At 45.3% G+C, this 16,379-nt stretch carries 16 protein-coding genes, 1 tRNA gene, 1 rRNA gene, 1 other RNA gene and 1 other annotated feature; of the genes, 16 read left to right on the forward strand and 3 right to left on the reverse strand.

The window, feature by feature from the left end; translation table 11 throughout:
- From rrf to FQV30_RS17345, 4 genes are all read left to right on the forward strand, one after another.
- Positions 1-83: ribosomal RNA gene (rrf, locus tag FQV30_RS17330) — 5S ribosomal RNA — on the forward strand; the annotation flags it as partial.
- A gap of 159 nt (positions 84-242) precedes the next feature.
- Positions 243-719, forward strand: coding sequence for a glutathione peroxidase (locus FQV30_RS17335; protein ID WP_146501392.1), 477 nt, complete (start codon positions 243-245; stop codon positions 717-719).
- A 104-nt stretch (positions 720-823) separates the two neighbouring features.
- Complete coding sequence (gene guaB, locus FQV30_RS17340; protein ID WP_146501393.1) at positions 824-2,290, forward strand: IMP dehydrogenase; 1,467 nt, start codon at positions 824-826, stop codon at positions 2,288-2,290.
- Between the two features lie 114 nt (positions 2,291-2,404).
- The gene (locus FQV30_RS17345; RefSeq protein ID WP_146501394.1) at positions 2,405-3,763 is read left to right on the forward strand and encodes a D-alanyl-D-alanine carboxypeptidase family protein; all 1,359 of its coding nucleotides are present in this window, start codon (positions 2,405-2,407) and stop codon (positions 3,761-3,763) included.
- A 12-nt stretch (positions 3,764-3,775) separates the two neighbouring features.
- Here FQV30_RS17345 and pdxR read toward each other — a convergent pair whose 3' ends face one another.
- Positions 3,776-5,197 carry a MocR-like pyridoxine biosynthesis transcription factor PdxR gene (gene pdxR / locus FQV30_RS17350; RefSeq protein WP_146501395.1) on the reverse strand — a complete coding sequence of 474 codons (1,422 nt, stop codon included), beginning with the start codon at positions 5,195-5,197 and terminating at the stop codon, positions 3,776-3,778.
- Positions 5,198-5,299: 102 nt separating this feature from the next.
- Between pdxR and pdxS the strand changes: the two genes are divergently transcribed.
- The 4 genes from pdxS (at position 5,300) to FQV30_RS17370 (ending at position 9,318) form a co-directional block, all read left to right on the forward strand.
- Entirely contained in the window at positions 5,300-6,184 is an 885-nt protein-coding gene (pdxS, locus tag FQV30_RS17355; RefSeq protein WP_146501396.1) for a pyridoxal 5'-phosphate synthase lyase subunit PdxS, read from the forward strand.
- 2 nt (positions 6,185-6,186) lie between these two features.
- Positions 6,187-6,801, forward strand: coding sequence for a pyridoxal 5'-phosphate synthase glutaminase subunit PdxT (pdxT, locus tag FQV30_RS17360; protein WP_146501397.1), 615 nt, complete (start codon positions 6,187-6,189; stop codon positions 6,799-6,801).
- A gap of 11 nt (positions 6,802-6,812) precedes the next feature.
- Positions 6,813-7,018, forward strand: a binding site (T-box leader).
- A 64-nt stretch (positions 7,019-7,082) separates the two neighbouring features.
- Complete coding sequence (gene serS, locus FQV30_RS17365; protein ID WP_146501398.1) at positions 7,083-8,357, forward strand: serine--tRNA ligase; 1,275 nt, start codon at positions 7,083-7,085, stop codon at positions 8,355-8,357.
- A 91-nt stretch (positions 8,358-8,448) separates the two neighbouring features.
- Entirely contained in the window at positions 8,449-9,318 is an 870-nt protein-coding gene (locus FQV30_RS17370) for an alpha/beta fold hydrolase (protein WP_146501399.1), read from the forward strand.
- Here the strand turns inward: FQV30_RS17370 and tadA are convergent.
- Entirely contained in the window at positions 9,313-9,801 is a 489-nt protein-coding gene (gene tadA / locus FQV30_RS17375) for a tRNA adenosine(34) deaminase TadA (protein ID WP_146501400.1), read from the reverse strand. The two genes, FQV30_RS17370 and tadA, sit on opposite strands and share 6 nt — an antisense overlap.
- Before the next feature lie 129 nt (positions 9,802-9,930).
- Here tadA and FQV30_RS17380 point away from each other — a divergent pair, with 129 nt between their 5' ends.
- The 3 genes from FQV30_RS17380 (at position 9,931) to FQV30_RS17390 (ending at position 12,191) form a co-directional block, all read left to right on the forward strand.
- A complete protein-coding gene (locus tag FQV30_RS17380; RefSeq protein WP_146501401.1) occupies positions 9,931-10,794 on the forward strand; it encodes a YitT family protein in 864 nt (287 codons plus the stop codon).
- A 90-nt stretch (positions 10,795-10,884) separates the two neighbouring features.
- Positions 10,885-11,523 carry a deoxynucleoside kinase gene (locus tag FQV30_RS17385; RefSeq protein WP_146501402.1) on the forward strand — a complete coding sequence of 213 codons (639 nt, stop codon included), beginning with the start codon at positions 10,885-10,887 and terminating at the stop codon, positions 11,521-11,523.
- Positions 11,520-12,191, forward strand: coding sequence for a deoxynucleoside kinase (locus FQV30_RS17390; protein ID WP_146501403.1), 672 nt, complete (start codon positions 11,520-11,522; stop codon positions 12,189-12,191). The genes FQV30_RS17385 and FQV30_RS17390 overlap by 4 nt, the downstream gene beginning before the upstream one ends.
- A gap of 123 nt (positions 12,192-12,314) precedes the next feature.
- Here FQV30_RS17390 and FQV30_RS17395 read toward each other — a convergent pair.
- Positions 12,315-12,407: transfer RNA gene (locus tag FQV30_RS17395), tRNA-Ser, on the reverse strand.
- Positions 12,408-12,686: 279 nt separating this feature from the next.
- On the opposite strand from FQV30_RS17395, the gene ffs reads away from it, so the two are divergent.
- The 5 genes from ffs to FQV30_RS17420 all read left to right on the forward strand — a co-directional run bounded on the left by ffs (position 12,687) and on the right by FQV30_RS17420 (position 16,062).
- Positions 12,687-12,953, forward strand: an RNA gene (gene ffs, locus FQV30_RS17400) — signal recognition particle sRNA large type.
- 170 nt (positions 12,954-13,123) lie between these two features.
- Positions 13,124-14,860 carry a DNA polymerase III subunit gamma/tau gene (gene dnaX / locus FQV30_RS17405; RefSeq protein ID WP_146501404.1) on the forward strand — a complete coding sequence of 579 codons (1,737 nt, stop codon included), beginning with the start codon at positions 13,124-13,126 and terminating at the stop codon, positions 14,858-14,860.
- A gap of 28 nt (positions 14,861-14,888) precedes the next feature.
- Positions 14,889-15,209: a YbaB/EbfC family nucleoid-associated protein gene (locus FQV30_RS17410; protein ID WP_146501405.1), complete on the forward strand. Its 321-nt coding sequence runs from the start codon at positions 14,889-14,891 to the stop codon at positions 15,207-15,209.
- 12 nt (positions 15,210-15,221) lie between these two features.
- Positions 15,222-15,818 carry a recombination mediator RecR gene (recR, locus tag FQV30_RS17415; RefSeq protein ID WP_106534932.1) on the forward strand — a complete coding sequence of 199 codons (597 nt, stop codon included), beginning with the start codon at positions 15,222-15,224 and terminating at the stop codon, positions 15,816-15,818.
- 13 nt (positions 15,819-15,831) lie between these two features.
- Entirely contained in the window at positions 15,832-16,062 is a 231-nt protein-coding gene (locus FQV30_RS17420; protein ID WP_146501406.1) for a YaaL family protein, read from the forward strand.
- The last annotated feature ends 317 nt before the right edge of the window (positions 16,063-16,379 follow it).

Below are 16,379 nucleotides of genomic sequence, written 5' to 3' on the forward strand. Positions count from 1 at the left end.
CCCATCCCGAACACGGAAGTTAAGCTCTTTTGCGCCGATGGTAGTTGGGGGTCTCCCCCTGTGAGAGTAGGACGTCGCTGGGCACCAGAAAGAAAGTCAGAACCGTTTCCGGTTCTGGCTTTTTTTGTTGTGGATTGATATGCGATAAAACTTCTTCAAAGAAATCATTCATTCTAAATTCTTGTGCATCTTCTTCCAAAACGATACTCTAATGGAAATTAAGAAAATGGGGAGATGCTAAAATGAGCTCGATATATGATTACAAAGTTAAAAAAGCTAATGGGGAAATTGAATCATTAGAAAAATATAAAGGACAACCCTTAATTATCGTTAATACAGCAAGCAAGTGCGGATTTACTCCTCAGTTTAGTGAACTTCAAAATCTATATGAAACATACAAAGATCAAGGGCTTCGAGTTTTAGGATTTCCAAGCGGCCAGTTCAACAATCAGGAATTCGATAACCAAGAAGATACAATGGAATTCTGCCAAATAAATTATGGTGTCAGCTTCCCCATGTTTGCAAAAGTTGATGTAAAAGGAAACACTGCAGATCCTTTGTTCAAGTACTTATCGTCGGCTCAAAAAGGCTTATTGACAGAAGGGATCAAATGGAACTTCACTAAGTTCCTTATAGATCGCGAAGGTAATGTGGTAAAGCGCTTTGCTCCTCAAACTTCTCCTAGAAAAATGGAAGAAGATGTGCAGAAACTTCTCTAAAGGACTATTCCGAATAGTTTTTCTATTCTCGTTTTCTTGACACCCCTTTTCCCCGCTGATAACCTTACAATAATATTTAAAAGGAAGCAGGAGGCAAAGCGAAAATGTGGGAATCCAAATTTGTAAAAGAAGGTTTAACGTTTGATGATGTATTGCTAGTACCGGCTCGATCAGAAGTATTACCGAAAGATGTGAATTTGTCTGTAGAATTAACGCCAACGATAAAGTTGAATATTCCTATTATAAGTGCCGGAATGGATACTGTAACTGAAGCCAAAATGGCAATTTCAATGGCTCGGCAAGGCGGTCTTGGCATCATCCATAAAAACATGAGCATCGAAGAACAATCGGAAAACGTAACTACAGTTAAGCGTTCTGAGAATGGTGTTATTACAGACCCTTTCTTTTTGACTCCTACGCATCAAGTGTTCGATGCAGAACATTTGATGGGTAAGTACCGCATTTCGGGTGTGCCAATCGTCAATAATGAAGAGGAACAAAAATTGGTCGGCATTATCACCAACCGGGACTTGCGCTTTATCCAAGATTACTCTTTGCCAATCAATGATGTAATGACAAGAGAGCAGCTAGTGACGGCTGAAGTCGGCACTACACTTGAAGAAGCGGAGAAAATTTTGCAGCAGTATAAAATTGAGAAGTTGCCGCTTGTGGATAATAATGGCGTATTAAAAGGCCTTATTACAATCAAAGACATTGAGAAGGTTATTGAATTCCCCCATGCTGCCAAAGATGCGCATGGACGTCTCTTAGTCGGCGCAGCTGTCGGTGTCACTTCAGATACTATGAAGCGTGTTGAACATTTAGTAAAAGCCCAAGTGGATGTTATTGTGTTAGATACGGCACATGGCCATTCAAAAGGTGTTCTCGATATGGTAGAACAGATTCGGGCGACATACCCGGCGCTATCCATTATTGCAGGAAACGTAGCGACTGCGGAAGGAACAAAAGCATTGATTGAGGCCGGAGCTGACGTTGTAAAAGTTGGGATTGGGCCAGGGTCAATCTGCACGACGCGTGTTGTAGCAGGAGTTGGTGTGCCACAAATTACGGCTGTCTATGATTGCGCAACTGAAGCACGCAAACATGGAAAAGCCATTATTGCCGATGGCGGCATTAAGTATTCAGGCGACATCATCAAAGCATTGGCAGCTGGCGGACATGCGGCTATGTTAGGAAGCTTGCTTGCTGGTACAACTGAAAGCCCCGGCGAAACTGAAATTTTCCAAGGACGCCGTTTTAAAACTTATCGCGGCATGGGATCTATCGCAGCAATGGAAAAAGGCTCAAAAGACCGTTATTTCCAGGATGAAGCGAAAAAATTGGTGCCAGAGGGCATCGAAGGCCGCTTGCCATACAAAGGGCCACTTGCTGACACGATTCATCAATTGCTTGGCGGTATTCGCGCCGGCATGGGATATTGCGGAACAAAAGATTTAACAACATTGCGTGAAGAAGCTCAATTCATCCGCATGACTGGTGCAGGGTTGCGCGAGAGCCACCCGCATGATGTGCAGATTACAAAAGAATCTCCAAACTACTCAATTTCATAAGTAATGAATCTTTTAGCACTCTTTTTCGTCATTATATAGGCGGAAAGAGTGCTTTTTGCATGTTTTTGTTCCAGTACATGCATATTATGATAGAATGGCAAAGGGAAACTATAGATGGAGGTATTTAAAAAAGTGAAGAATGTGTTGAACATGACAACGATGCTTACTATTATGGCAGTATTATTATTGACAATTTTCGTGCCGCAGCAGGCAAAGGCGGACGATTCATTAAATATAATGGTAGACGCCGCTATTTTGGTGGATGCTGATACAGGGAAAATATTATATGAAAAAAATGCAAGCGCTCCTTTAGGTATTGCAAGTATGTCGAAGATGATGACTGAATATTTATTGTTCGAGGCGATTGAAGAAGGCCGCATCACATGGGACCAAAAGTATACAGTAACTGAATACACACATAAAGTTTCTCAAGATATGCGCCTTAGCAATGTGCCTCTTCGTTTAGGCGAAGCTTACAGCATTCAAGAGCTGTACGAAGCAATGGCGATTTATTCTGCAAATGCTGCAACAATCGGGATTGCTGAAACGATTGCAGGTACAGAAAGCGAATTTGTAACGTTAATGAATGAAAAAGCGAAAGAAATGGGTCTTAAAGATGTGAAGTTCGTCAATTCAACAGGTTTGAATAACGCTGATTTAATGGGAATGCATCCTAAAGGATCTGGCGAAAAAGATGAAAACGTCATGCCCGCCCGTTCTGTAGCAATATTGGCAAAAGCGCTTTTGGATACCTATCCAGAAGTATTGGAAACAACAAAGATTCCAGTGAAAATCTTCCGTGAAGGAACAGCTGATGCTACACGCATGGATAACTGGAACTACATGTTGCCGGGGCTGGACTTTCCGTATGAAGGCGTAGATGGCTTGAAAACAGGAACGACTGATTTTGCAGGGCACAGCTTTACTGGAACGGCAAAACGCGGCGATACCCGTTTGATTGCTGTTGTCATGAAAGCTGTCGACAGCGAAGGCGTAGGCTCTTATAAAGCCCGTTTTGATGCAACCCGTGCACTTTTCGATTTTGGTTTTAACCAATTCACAACAGAAGAAATTGTTCCTGCAGGCTATCAATTCAAAGGCGATGAAACTTTGCCGGTCACTAAAGGGAAAGAAGACAGTGTAGGCATTGTTGTGCAGGAACCAATTTCAATGTTGATCCGCACGAGTGATAAAGGGTCTTACAAACCTGAGCTAGTGTTGGATAATTCGCTTTTAACAGATGGGGAATTAGAAGCTTCTGTTGAAAAAGATCAAGTCGTTGGGACAGTGGAAATTGTTAAAGAAGACGGCGAAGATTATGGATATTTGAATGATACAGCAAGTGAAACTAAAGTGGTTACCGCTGAAAAAGTAGAACGCGCCAGCTGGTTCTCATTATCTTTGCAAGCGATTGGCAGCTTCTTCTCTTCCATGTGGGGCGGGGCAACTGATTTTGTAAAAGGATTAATTTAAATGAAAAGCAGTTCATCTTTTACGAGATGAACTGCTTTTTTTTGATGGAATTTTCCAGCAAGCCATCAACCGTTCTACACCTTGCTCGATTTCCTTTTCAGATAAGCCTCCAAAGCCAAGAATAATCCGCGGAGGGGAAATGTCCTGTTCGTGGACATCATAGGATTGAAGGCCAAAGACACGGATATTTGCTTGTTTGGCTAGTTCAATCAATTCTTTCTCAGAATGTGCTGTTTCTACCGTTAAGACAATATGCATGCCGGCCTGTTCACCAAAAATTTTTACTGCCGGTGCATATAAAAAAAGTGACGATGTCAGTTTTTCTAATTTCTTTTGGTACAGCTTGCGCATACGGTTCAAATGGCGGGCAAAATGTCCATCTTTCATAAACCGGGCTACCACTTGCTGGTCCAGCCGGGGAACAGAAGAGGAATAATGAAGAAATGTCTGTTGATACGCGCGCAGCAATCGTTTTGGCAACACCATGTAAGCGATCCGCAAAGAAGGCATGAGCGATTTTGAAAACGTGCTGATGTAAATGACGCGCCCGCTTTTATCCATGCTTTGAAGTGCAGGGATTGGCCGGCTTGTATAGCGGAACTCACTGTCATAATCGTCTTCAATGATATAACGATCCTTCGCGCCTGCCCAGTTCAGCAATTGAGATCGCCTTGTTGCACTAAGAACAGACCCGGTCGGAAACTGATGGGACGGCGTGACATAGGCTGCATCAACATGAGACGCTTCAAGTTCTTTTAAATTGATGCCTTCTTGGTCCACTGGGATGGGAACCGCCTTGCGGTCATAGTGGCTGAAAATATTATGTGTCAAAGGATACCCAGGATTCTCGAAGCCGAACACCAGGGATTTGGGCAGCAAACGAATAAGCAAGGGCACAAGCTGTTCCGTGCCGGAGCCGATGATAATCTGGCTGGATTCGCAAATAACGCCGCGCGATTGAAAAAGATAACGGGCAATTTCTTGGCGCAGCACTTCATCACCTTGCGGATGGCCGGAGTGCAGCATTTCATGATTGGTTTCATCAATCACTTCTTTTGCGATTTTTCGCCATGCTGAAAAAGGGAAAGAAGGGGTATCGATTTTTCCTGGATGGAAGTCGAACGCATAATCCACTTGATTCGCCATCACCGGTTCATCTTGCGGAACATCCAAATAAGCCAGCTCTTCCACTGGCTGAGCGTAGAAGCCTTTTCTTGGCCGCGACTCGATAAAGCCTTCTGCAAGCAGTTGGCCGTAAGCGAGTTCCACGGTGGTTTGGCTGATTACCAAATAATCGGCGAGTTTGCGCTTGCTAGGCAGTTTGGTCTCGACAGAAATAGTGCCGTTGATTATGGCCTCTTTTATTTCCTGGTAAAGCTGCTGGTATAAAGGGGTGGCATTGTTTCTTTGAAGTTGGAACATGAGCATATCCACTTGAATTCCTCCAAACTGACACTATATATATATAAGAAACTGGCTCTTTTTATATGGTCAATGTTTATTATACTGAATATATCAACTAAGGGGGAATAATCAATGAGTGAGCACGGAACAGATCGAGTAAAACGCGGAATGGCCGAAATGCAAAAAGGCGGCGTGATTATGGATGTTGTCAATGCGGAACAAGCGCGTATTGCGGAAGCGGCAGGGGCAACAGCCGTCATGGCATTAGAGCGCGTGCCTTCGGATATCCGCCGGGATGGCGGTGTAGCGCGTATGGCGGACCCGCACATCACAGAAGAAGTCATGAAAGCTGTGTCGATTCCAGTTATGGCAAAAGCCCGCATTGGCCATATAGTGGAAGCGCGCGTTCTAGAGGCGATGGGTGTCGATTACATAGATGAAAGTGAAGTTTTGACTCCGGCTGATGAAGAGTTCCACTTGTTGAAAAACCAGTATACCGTACCGTTTGTCTGCGGATGCCGGAATTTGGGCGAAGCGGCGCGCCGCATTGGGGAAGGCGCTTCGATGCTGCGCACGAAAGGCGAGCCGGGAACAGGAAATATTGTGGAAGCTGTCCGCCATTTGCGCCAAGTGAATGCAGAAGTACGAAAAGTGGTCACGATGAGCGAAGATGAATTGATGACAGAAGCCCGCAACTTAGGCGCTTCTTATGAGTTCTTAAAAGAAGTGAAGCGTTTGGGGCGTTTGCCGGTTGTAAACTTTGCGGCTGGCGGAGTTGCAACTCCTGCGGATGCCGCATTGATGATGGAACTAGGGGCAGACGGCGTATTCGTCGGTTCAGGAATCTTCAAATCTGATAACCCGGAACGATTTGCGCGGGCCATAGTGGAAGCGACGACTCACTACCAGGATTACAAATTGATTGCGGAACTTTCCAAAGACTTGGGCATTGCTATGAAAGGCATCGAGATTTCAACGATTGCGGCTGGCGAGCGCATGCAGGAACGAGGCTGGTAAAGGTGAAGCGAGTGGGAGTTCTGGCGTTGCAAGGGGCGGTTCGCGAACATGTTCAATCGATTGAAGCTTGCGGAGCAAAAGCGATTCCAGTGAAATGGCCAAGGGATTTGGAAGAACTCGATGCATTGGTGCTCCCAGGCGGCGAAAGTACGGCAATGCGCCGGTTGATTGACCGTTATGGCTTGATGGAGCCGTTGCGTGATTTTGCCCAAAGCGGCCGGCCGATGTTTGGAACATGTGCGGGATTGATTTTGCTTGCCCGGGAAGTTGTCGGGCAAGACAGACCGCATCTTGGCGTTATGGACGTAGCCGTGGAGCGGAATTCGTTTGGCCGCCAAATAGACAGCTTTGAAGCGGAATTGGCGGTTGCTGGCATTGAGGAGCCGTTCAACGCTGTTTTTATCCGAGCCCCGCATATTATTAGTGCCGGGCCGCAGACCCAAATCCTGTGTGAGCATAACGGAAAAATCGTTATGGCTAGAAATGGCCAATTTTTAGGTTGTTCATTTCATCCTGAACTGACGGATGACCATCGCATCACCAACTACTTTTTGAATATGATTCCGGGCGGAACTGGGACTCTCTTGCCAAATGGAACGCTTTATAGTAAAGTATGAGTAATTTCAAAGTAGAAACGTCGATGGGAACTAGTAAGGCGAAGGTTTTTCCAAAGAGAGCCGGTGGTTGGTGCGAACCGGTGAAAAACGCGTTTGAATCCATCCCGGAGTTGCATGGCAAACAAGCCATTGCCGGTTTGAATGCCGTTATGTGATGAAGAGGATTGGCTTTTGCCGATCAATCAGGGTGGCAACGCGGGTAGCTCTCGTCCCTTTTACCAAGGGACGGGGGCTATTTTTGTTGTCTTTTTTTATCGACGTAAATTTAGAGGAGGAATATTATGTTAGACATTAAATTTGTACGCGCTAATTTTGAAGAAGTAAAAGCAAAACTGGCAAAACGCGGAGAGGACATTTCAGTCCTGGATGAATTCGAAGGCTTGGACGCGAAGCGCCGGGAACTGATCGCCCAAACGGAAAAACTAAAGGCGGAACGCAACGAAGCTTCCCAAAACATCGCTGTCATGAAGCGCAATAAAGAAAACGCGGACGAAGCGATTGCGAAAATGCGCCAAGTAGGAGATCAAATCAAAGCGATCGACGACGAACTGCGAGAAGTAGAGGACCGTTTGAACTTCATTATGATGCGCGTGCCGAATATTCCGCACGACAGCGTGCCGGTCGGCGATTCTGAGGACGACAATATTGAAATCCGTACATGGGGAACAAAACCTGAGTTTGCATTCGAAGCGAAACCGCACTGGGATTTGGGGACAGATCTCAACATCATCGATTTTGAACGGGCATCAAAAGTGACGGGCAGCCGCTTTGTATTCTACCGTGGCCTCGGGGCTCGTTTAGAGCGGGCGCTCATCAACTTCATGATGGACCTTCACCAGGAAGAACACGGCTATGAGGAAATGCTGCCGCCTTATATGGTCAACCGTGAAAGCTTAACGGGCACAGGCCAGCTTCCGAAGTTCGAAGAAGATGCGTTTCTGATCGAAAAAGAGGATTACTTCCTGATTCCAACCTCTGAAGTGCCGGTTACAAACTTCTACCGCGGTGAAATTCTGGACAGCAATGTTTTGCCGCAAGCCTTTGCCTCATACAGCGCGAATTTCCGTTCTGAAGCAGGTTCTGCAGGCCGTGACACAAGAGGATTGATCAGACAGCATCAATTCAACAAAGTGGAGCTGGTGCGCTTTGTGAAGCCGGAAGAGTCTTATGATGAGCTGGAAAAATTGACTGGGCACGCTGAAAAAGTGCTTCAGCTTCTTGGGCTGCCGTACCGCGTATTGAAAATGTGCACAGCGGATCTTGGTTTTACAGCTGCTAAGAAATACGACATCGAAGTTTGGATTCCGAGCCAGGAAATGTACCGCGAGATTTCTTCTTGCAGCAATTTCGAAGATTTCCAGGCACGCCGCGCAAATATAAAATTCCGCCGCGAACCAAATGGCAAACCCGAATTTGTCCATACCTTAAACGGGAGCGGCTTGGCTATCGGCCGTACGGTTGCCGCGCTTCTTGAGAACTGTCAGCAAGAAGACGGTACGATTCTGATTCCGGAAGTATTGCGTCCGTATATGGGCGGAAAAGAAGTTATCAAGTAAAACAAATGGGACCTGAAAGCATTTTGCTTTTGGGTCTTTTTTTCGCATGAGCGGGTATAGAAAAGAAGAGCGATCTGAAAGGAGTGTTTCGATGGAGCATTTGTACGTTCAGGCAAATGGCATTACGCTGCATACAGTAGTTGCTGGCCCGGAAGATGGGCCGCTGGTATTGCTGCTTCATGGATTTCCGGAGTTTTGGCGCGGCTGGGACAAACAGATTGGTCCGCTTGCGGAAAAAGGCTACCGCGTGGCGGTGCCGGATTTGCGCGGCTACAACCTGAGTGACAAGCCGAAAGGAATCGAAAACTATACATTGGATTTGTTAAGGGATGACGTTGTGGGATTGATCGAGCATTTTGGCGAAACCAGTGCAATTGTGATTGGCCATGATTGGGGAGGCGCTGTAGCATGGCATCTGGCTGCAACCAAACCGCAGTATGTCGAAAAACTGATTGCCGTGAACATTCCGCATCCGAAAGCGATGCCGCAAGTGCTGGCGAAAAACCCGGCGCAGTGGATAAAAAGTTCGTATATCGCGTTTTTCCAGGTGCCGGAACTGCCGGAAAAAATATTGGCTACTGATTATTTCAAAACGATGGTAGGGAGTCTTGTATCAACAAGCAATCCGGATACTTTTTCTGCGGAAGAATTGGAAGCCTATCGAGAAGCTTGGGCAAAACCGGGAGCGCTAACAGCAATGCTCAATTGGTACCGGGCCATCCGGGAAGGCAGCGTGGCGCAAGTGCCGAACCATAAAATCACTGTGCCGGTGCGGATCATCTGGGGGCTTGGCGATCAATTCTTAACGCCGCTGTTGGCAAAAGAAAGTTTGGAATTCTGTGAGGACGCAGATCTGGTGTTTGTCGGCGAAGCCACCCACTGGATCCATCACGAACAGCCGTATATTTTAAATTTGCTGATCGACCGTTTTTTAACCGAAAAAAAATCGGAAGCGCTATAGCTGCTTCCGATTTTTCTTTTTGTTTTCCCGGATAGCGCGGAAGAAACCCGTCAACAGTTGGCCGCATTCATCCGCTAAAACATTTTCTTTCACTTCGCATTGGTGGTTGAAGCGTTCATCGTTCAACAATCGGTACAGAGAATCGACACTGCCGGCCTTGGCATCGCGCGCCCCGTAAATGACGCGGGGAATACGGGATTGCAAGATGGCGCCTGCACACATCGGACAAGGCTCTAACGTTACGTAAAGGTGCGTTTCTTCAAGCCGCCAGCTGCCGAGCTGATTGCACGCTTCTTGAATGGCCAATAGTTCTGCATGCGTTACGGCGTTTTGCGTTGTTTCCCGCAAGTTGTGGGCGCGCGCTATGACGATGCCGTCGCGTACAATGACTGCCCCAATCGGCACTTCGCCTTTGGCAGCGGCTTTCTCCGCTTCTTCTATTGCCAGGTTCATGTAATATTGATCTAGTTCTATACCGTTCATGATTTATCGCTCCTTAGGCTTTAGTTTACCATCTTCAATCGATTAAATTACATTCAAAAGGTCAAGGAAAGGCAAAAATTTGTTTGTTGGGTTAAAATATAATAAGATCTGATTTCAAGGAGAGATTTCATGCCCAGAACACATAAGAAAGAACAACCTCTGCATTTCCTCATGCGCTTTATCCTCATTTTAGTTGGAGCGGCTATGGCTGCTGCTGCCATTGAGCTGTTTTTAGTACCCAATTCCATCATTGACGGCGGAATTATCGGAATCTCACTTATTTTGGATTACTTGACGATTGTGCCTTTCGGTATTTTGTTGGTCGCCATCAACTTGCCGTTTCTCTTTTTTGGCTATAAATACATAGGCAGGAACTTTTTTGTATCTTCCATTTTTGCTATTGTGGCACTTGCGATATTACAAGTTCCGCTCCATCCTCTTGCAGGCGTCGTAGACGATCCATTGCTTGCTACAGTATTTGGGGGGATTCTTCTTGGAGCAGGTGTAGGCCTTGTCATCCGGAATGGCGGAGCGCTTGACGGCTCAGAGATTCTTGGTATTTTGCTTACTAAGAAACTTCCTTTTTCGGTCGGGGAGTTTGTTATGTTTTTCAATGTATTCATTTTCTTATGGGCCGGTTTTGTGCTAGGCTGGGAGCAGGCGATGTATTCGATACTGACCTATTATATCGCTTCGAAAACCATTGATATCGTTATTCAAGGGTTGGATGATACAAAAGCGGTTATTATTGTATCTGAAGAATATGAAGAGTTGAGTGCTGCAATCAACTCAAGGCTGGGCAGAAGCGTGACTAAGCTGCACGGGAAAGGCGGCTATAGAGACACATCAAAGGATGTTATTTATGTTGTTGTTACCCGATTGGAAATCACCAAGTTGAAACAGATTATGAATGATATAGATTCAAAAGCCTTTCTTACTATCATGAATACGCAAGAAGTGCATGGAGGCACGTTCAAATCAGCAATCCACTAAGGGTTGCTGATTTTTTTCTACTGCTGCCCCTTTGTCTGTGGTAAAATAAATCGCACTATAAACATTCGAAAGAAAAAAGGGGGACTTCTTATGCCGGTACCATTTATCACGGTAGAAGGTCCGATCGGGGTTGGGAAAACGTCGTTGACGAAAGCACTGGCCGATCAAAACAAGTTTCAGCTATTGAAAGAAATTGTGGATGAAAATCCGTTTTTAAATAAATTCTATGAGAACATTGAAGAGTGGAGCTTTCAAACGGAAATGTTCTTTTTATGCAATCGCTATAAACAATTATCGGATATTCAAAAAAAATTCATTTCAAATAGGGAACCGGTTGTAGCGGATTATCATATTTTCAAAAATCTGATCTTCGCTAAACGCACATTGCCGGAAACGGAATATGCCAAATACGAGGCTATTTACAAAATTTTAACGGCAGACATGCCAACGCCGAATATGGTCATTTATTTGCATGCGAGTCTGGATACGCTCATGAAGCGCATCCAGCAGCGCGGCCGGGAATTTGAGAAGATGATTACACCGGAATATATGGAACAGCTTGCGGCTGATTACCATGAGTTCATCGAGCGCTTTGAACGCGAGCATCCAGAAATTCCGGTTCTGCGCTTTAATGGGGATGAAATTGATTTTGTGCAAAACGAAGGCGATCTGAAACTGATCTTGGATAAAGTGGACGACACCTTACAAAAAGGGAGTTTAATGATATGAATTTACGAGAAAAATACGGTATTCCAGAAACTGCCGTGATAACCATTGCGGGAACAGTGGGAGTTGGCAAGTCGACGATGACAAAAGCGCTGGCTGATGCATTGAACTTCCGCACTTCTTTTGAAAAGGTGGATACGAATCCTTACCTGGATCTGTTCTACGACGATTTCGAAAAATGGAGTTTTCATCTTCAAATCTATTTCTTGGCAGAACGCTTCAAAGAACAGAAGCGCATGTTTGAATATGGGGGCGGCTTTGTCCAGGACCGTTCGATTTACGAAGACACCGGCATTTTTGCGAAGATGCACTGGGAAAAAGGCACAATGAACAATGTCGACTATGAAACGTATACGAATCTTTTTGAAGCAATGGTCATGACGCCGTATTTTCCTCATCCTGATTTGCTTATTTACCTGGAAGGTTCTATCGAAGATATCTTAGGCCGCATCCAGGAGCGCGGACGCACGATGGAACAGCAAACGCCGGTTGACTATTGGGTTGAAATGCATGAGCGCTACGAAAACTGGATCAATAATTTCAATGGCTGCCCCGTATTGCGCTTGAACATCAATGATTACGATTTGGTGAATGATCCTGCATGTGCTGAAAAGATAGTCGAGCGAATCGGCAATTTTATGCAGCAAACTTCTTCTGTTTTACGTAAATAATAGATCCCCATGAGCAAATGGCTCATGGGGATTTTATTTCCCAGGAAATAATTACAATAAAAAAGCAGCCGGCGAATCCGCCGGCTGCTTTGGGTATGTATGATAAGAAATATAATATAAAAATGGAGGAGGAAGAGGGATTCGAACCCCCGCGGGATTTGACTCCCCTGTCGGTTTTCAAGACCGATCCCTTCAGCCAAACTTGGGTATTCCTCCGTGTTTAAGACAAGAATTAATTTATCATGTATCAGATTGGATTGTCAACACCTTTAGAAAAATTTTTAAAAAGATTCCCATAAGAGAAAATCAGCAGATTGCAGATAGGTGGGTGAGGAAGGGATAAGAATGCCAGAGTTCAAACATCCAGCTCCTGCGCTTTACATGAACTTGGCTTCAGCCAGCTTTCGTTCTGCAGTCATCAGCCTAATCAGTTGATTTTTCAACTTCAAGCTTCAGAATTGCTTTTTTGCCGATAAGTTTGTATACTAGTAAATGCCGTGCTAGGTGGGAAGATAGCGGTGTCCTGTAACCTGCAATCCGCTTTAGCAGGACTGAATTCCTTTCCTAGGTTGTATGTATTGCAAGGCCAGCCTCTTGCACGTAGTGTTGACGTTTGGGTCCTGCGCAATGGAAACCCATGAACCATGTCAGGTCCGGAAGGAAGCAGCATTAAGTGGAACTTTTCATGTGCCGCGGGGTTGCCTAGATCGAGCCAACGACAAGAGTAACGCTTGTGTGCATCAGTCGAAGAAAGGTGCACGGCAATAATTTCGAATTCAAACCTGTTCGCTTTTACAGCGGACGGGTTTTTTGTTTGTCTGGAAAAGAAGAGAAAATAATGGCTGTCTATGGACTAAACCGTTCAGAAGAACCCTGTATTTATGGTATAATAAAAGGACGGAAATCACTTTTAAAAGAAGGAGAGAATAACGTTGGCGTATCAAGCTTTCTACCGTGTGTACAGACCTCAGACATTCTCGGAAATGACTGGCCAGTCGCACATTAAACAAACCCTTCAAAATGCTCTCCTTTACAATAAGACCACCCATGCTTATTTGTTCTCGGGACCACGAGGAACAGGGAAGACCAGTACGGCAAAGATTTTTGCGAAAGCTTTAAACTGTGAACAGGCTCCTGTAGCGGAACCGTGCAACGAGTGCGATTCCTGCAAGAGCATCAATGCCGGCTCCAACACCGATGTGATTGAATTTGACGCCGCTTCGAATTCGCGTGTAGAAGAAATGCGTGAAATCATCGAGAAAGTCCGTTTTTCTCCGGCAAATTCCCGGTTCAAGATTTACATCATTGATGAAGTCCATATGTTATCGAACAGTGCATTCAATGCCTTGTTGAAAACATTGGAAGAACCGCCTGAACATGTCGTCTTTATTTTGGCAACTACAGAACCCCATAAATTGCCGTTGACAATCATTTCCCGCTGCCAGCGCTTTGATTTCAAATCACATACACAAGTGGATTTGGTAAAACGCATGGTTGAAGTGTTGACGGATGCACAAATCCCATACAATGAACAAGTTCTGAAAATCATTGCACAAGCAGCAGCGGGCGGGATGCGGGATGCTTTGAGTTTGTTGGATCAAGTTGTATCCTTCAGCGGCGACGAAATGACGATCGACGATGCGCTGCTTGTAACGGGCTCTATTAGCCAAGACATGTTTTACAGCATTGCCGAAGCCCTTCTTGCCAAAGATATCGGCCAAGCGCTGTCACTGCTGGAACAGTTGATCCGGGACGGCAAAGACCCGGTACGCCTTGTCGAAGATTTCATCACGTTCTTCCGAGATTTGCTGCTGATCCAAACAGCTCCAGACTTGCACGATATGTTAGAGTTGGCGAGCCATGAAGCCCGCTTTGAAGAATTGGCAAAGCAATTTGAAGCGGCAACACTGTATGACTGGATTGATATTCTGACAAAAACGCAGCAGGAAATGCGTTTTTCCAACCATACGAAAATTTATATGGAAACGGCTTTGCTGAAGATGGTGCAAGCTGACGCACCTATTCGGCCGTCTTCCGCTTCCGCCGCATCTCCGGAGTTGGAGGCGAAAGTCACACAGCTTGAACAGCTGGTCCGCGAATTGCAGCATCAATTGAAAAACGGGGCAGTGGCTTCGCCAGCAGCGGCGCCTGTTGAACAAAAGCGGCGCCAGTCTCCGCAAAACGGCTTTAAAGTTCCAGTCGGCCGTATCCAAGACGTCTTGAAAAACGCGACAAAGCCGGATATTCAAGCGATAAAAACAAACTGGGCGACGGTGATGGCCCAACTGCAGCGGTCGCATGCCGCTTTATTGAATGAAGCGGAGCCTGTAGCGGCATCAGCAGATGCATTTGTGTTAAAATTCAAGTATGATATTCATTGCCAGATGGCATCGGAAAACCAAAGTTTTGCCGCTGTGTTCAGCCAATTGCTTGAGCAATATACCGGCAAGGCATATTCGCCGGTTTTCGTGCCGGATGCAAACTGGCTTAAAATCCGTGAAGATTTTATCAAAAGCAGCGGATTGAAAGCCGGCAGTGAAGAAAAGCAAGGGTCTCCGGAAGAGGAGCATCCTTTCTCTGCAGATGGAGAAGCGTCGCAGGAAGATCCGTTCATTACAGAAGCGGAGCGGCTTTTTGGAAAAGACTTCGTGGAAATTCACGAAGAGTAATAACTACACAATCGAGGAGGAACTAATTATGCGCGGTGGAGGAAATATGCAAGGCATGATGAAGCAAATGCAGAAAATGCAAAAACAAATGGCAGAGGCTCAAGAAGAACTGGGAACAATGAAGTTCGAAGGAGCAGCTGGCGGCGGTATGGTGAAAGTAACTGTTTCAGGACATAAAGAAGTGCTCGATATCGCACTGGATCCTTCAGTAGTAGATCCGGAAGATGTTGAAATGCTTCAAGACTTATTGGTGGTAGCGACAAACGAGGCATTTAAAAAAGCGGATGAACATGCGAATTCCACTATGGGGAAATTCACTAAGGGGTTAAATCTTCCAGGCATGTTCTAGGAGGTAAACAGAATGCATTACCCTGAACCAATATCGAAATTAATGGAGAGTTTTATGAAATTGCCAGGAATCGGGCCGAAAACAGCGGCCCGACTGGCATTTTTTGTGCTCGGAATGAAAGAGGATACTGTACTCGACTTTGCGAAAGCGCTCGTGGATGCAAAGCGTAACTTAAGTTTCTGTTCCAACTGCGGGCATATCACAGATGTGGATCCTTGCCATATCTGCCAAGATCCACAACGCGACCGTACGACGATTTGTGTCGTGCAAGATCCAAAAGACGTGATTGCAATGGAAAAGATGCGCGACTACACGGGTTTATATCATGTGCTCCAAGGGGCAATTTCTCCAATGGACGGCATTGGGCCGGAAGATATCAATGTTCCGTCTCTATTAAGAAGATTGCAGGATGAAGAAGTGGCTGAACTGATTTTAGCAACCAATCCGACAATCGAAGGAGAAGCGACCGCGATGTATATCTCCCGGTTGGTTAAACCATCCGGCATCAAAACTACGCGGATTGCTCATGGGCTTCCAGTAGGCGGAGATTTGGAATATGCAGATGAAGTGACGTTATCTAAAGCGCTGGAAGGCCGGCGGGAGCTGTAAGAGGAGAAGTAAGATGCTGTTTTTTAAACGAGGCAAACTAAAAAGAGAGTTTGATGAGCAGTTGATCAAGCAGTTCATCGACACGAAGCGCGAGTGGAAAAACGCGCAAATGCTTGAAGAGCTAACAGATGATTTTGATTCCCGTTTGCTTGTAGAACGTAAAATCGCCGAAAGCAAGCATTTGTTTCTGTTGAAAGAAGCGCGCATTAGAAAAGTGAAGATGAACCAAGGCAATGGCTTTTAAAGTATTGCTTTTTTCTTTTCTATTAAAAGTTCTTCTATAGAGAATGACTTCTAATAAAAAATGTTTTGTGAATATAATATATTTTAGCGAGGGCATTGACTCTTATTACAAGGCTTGATATATTAATAGCCGTCCCTAATACAAATGATTTCTACGGAAACATTGTGGTTGACATTGATTGGGATACAATATATACTAATAAAGTTGCCAAAGAAACGACGGCATGGACATCACAGGGAAATGAAATAAGTGGTTGACATCGAATCGCCGAAAAGGTATACTAATAAAGTTGTCGCTAAAGACGACGAACAACATGA

This window comes from Planomicrobium sp. CPCC 101110, assembly GCF_007859395.1.
Classification (GTDB): domain Bacteria; phylum Bacillota; class Bacilli; order Bacillales_A; family Planococcaceae; genus Planococcus.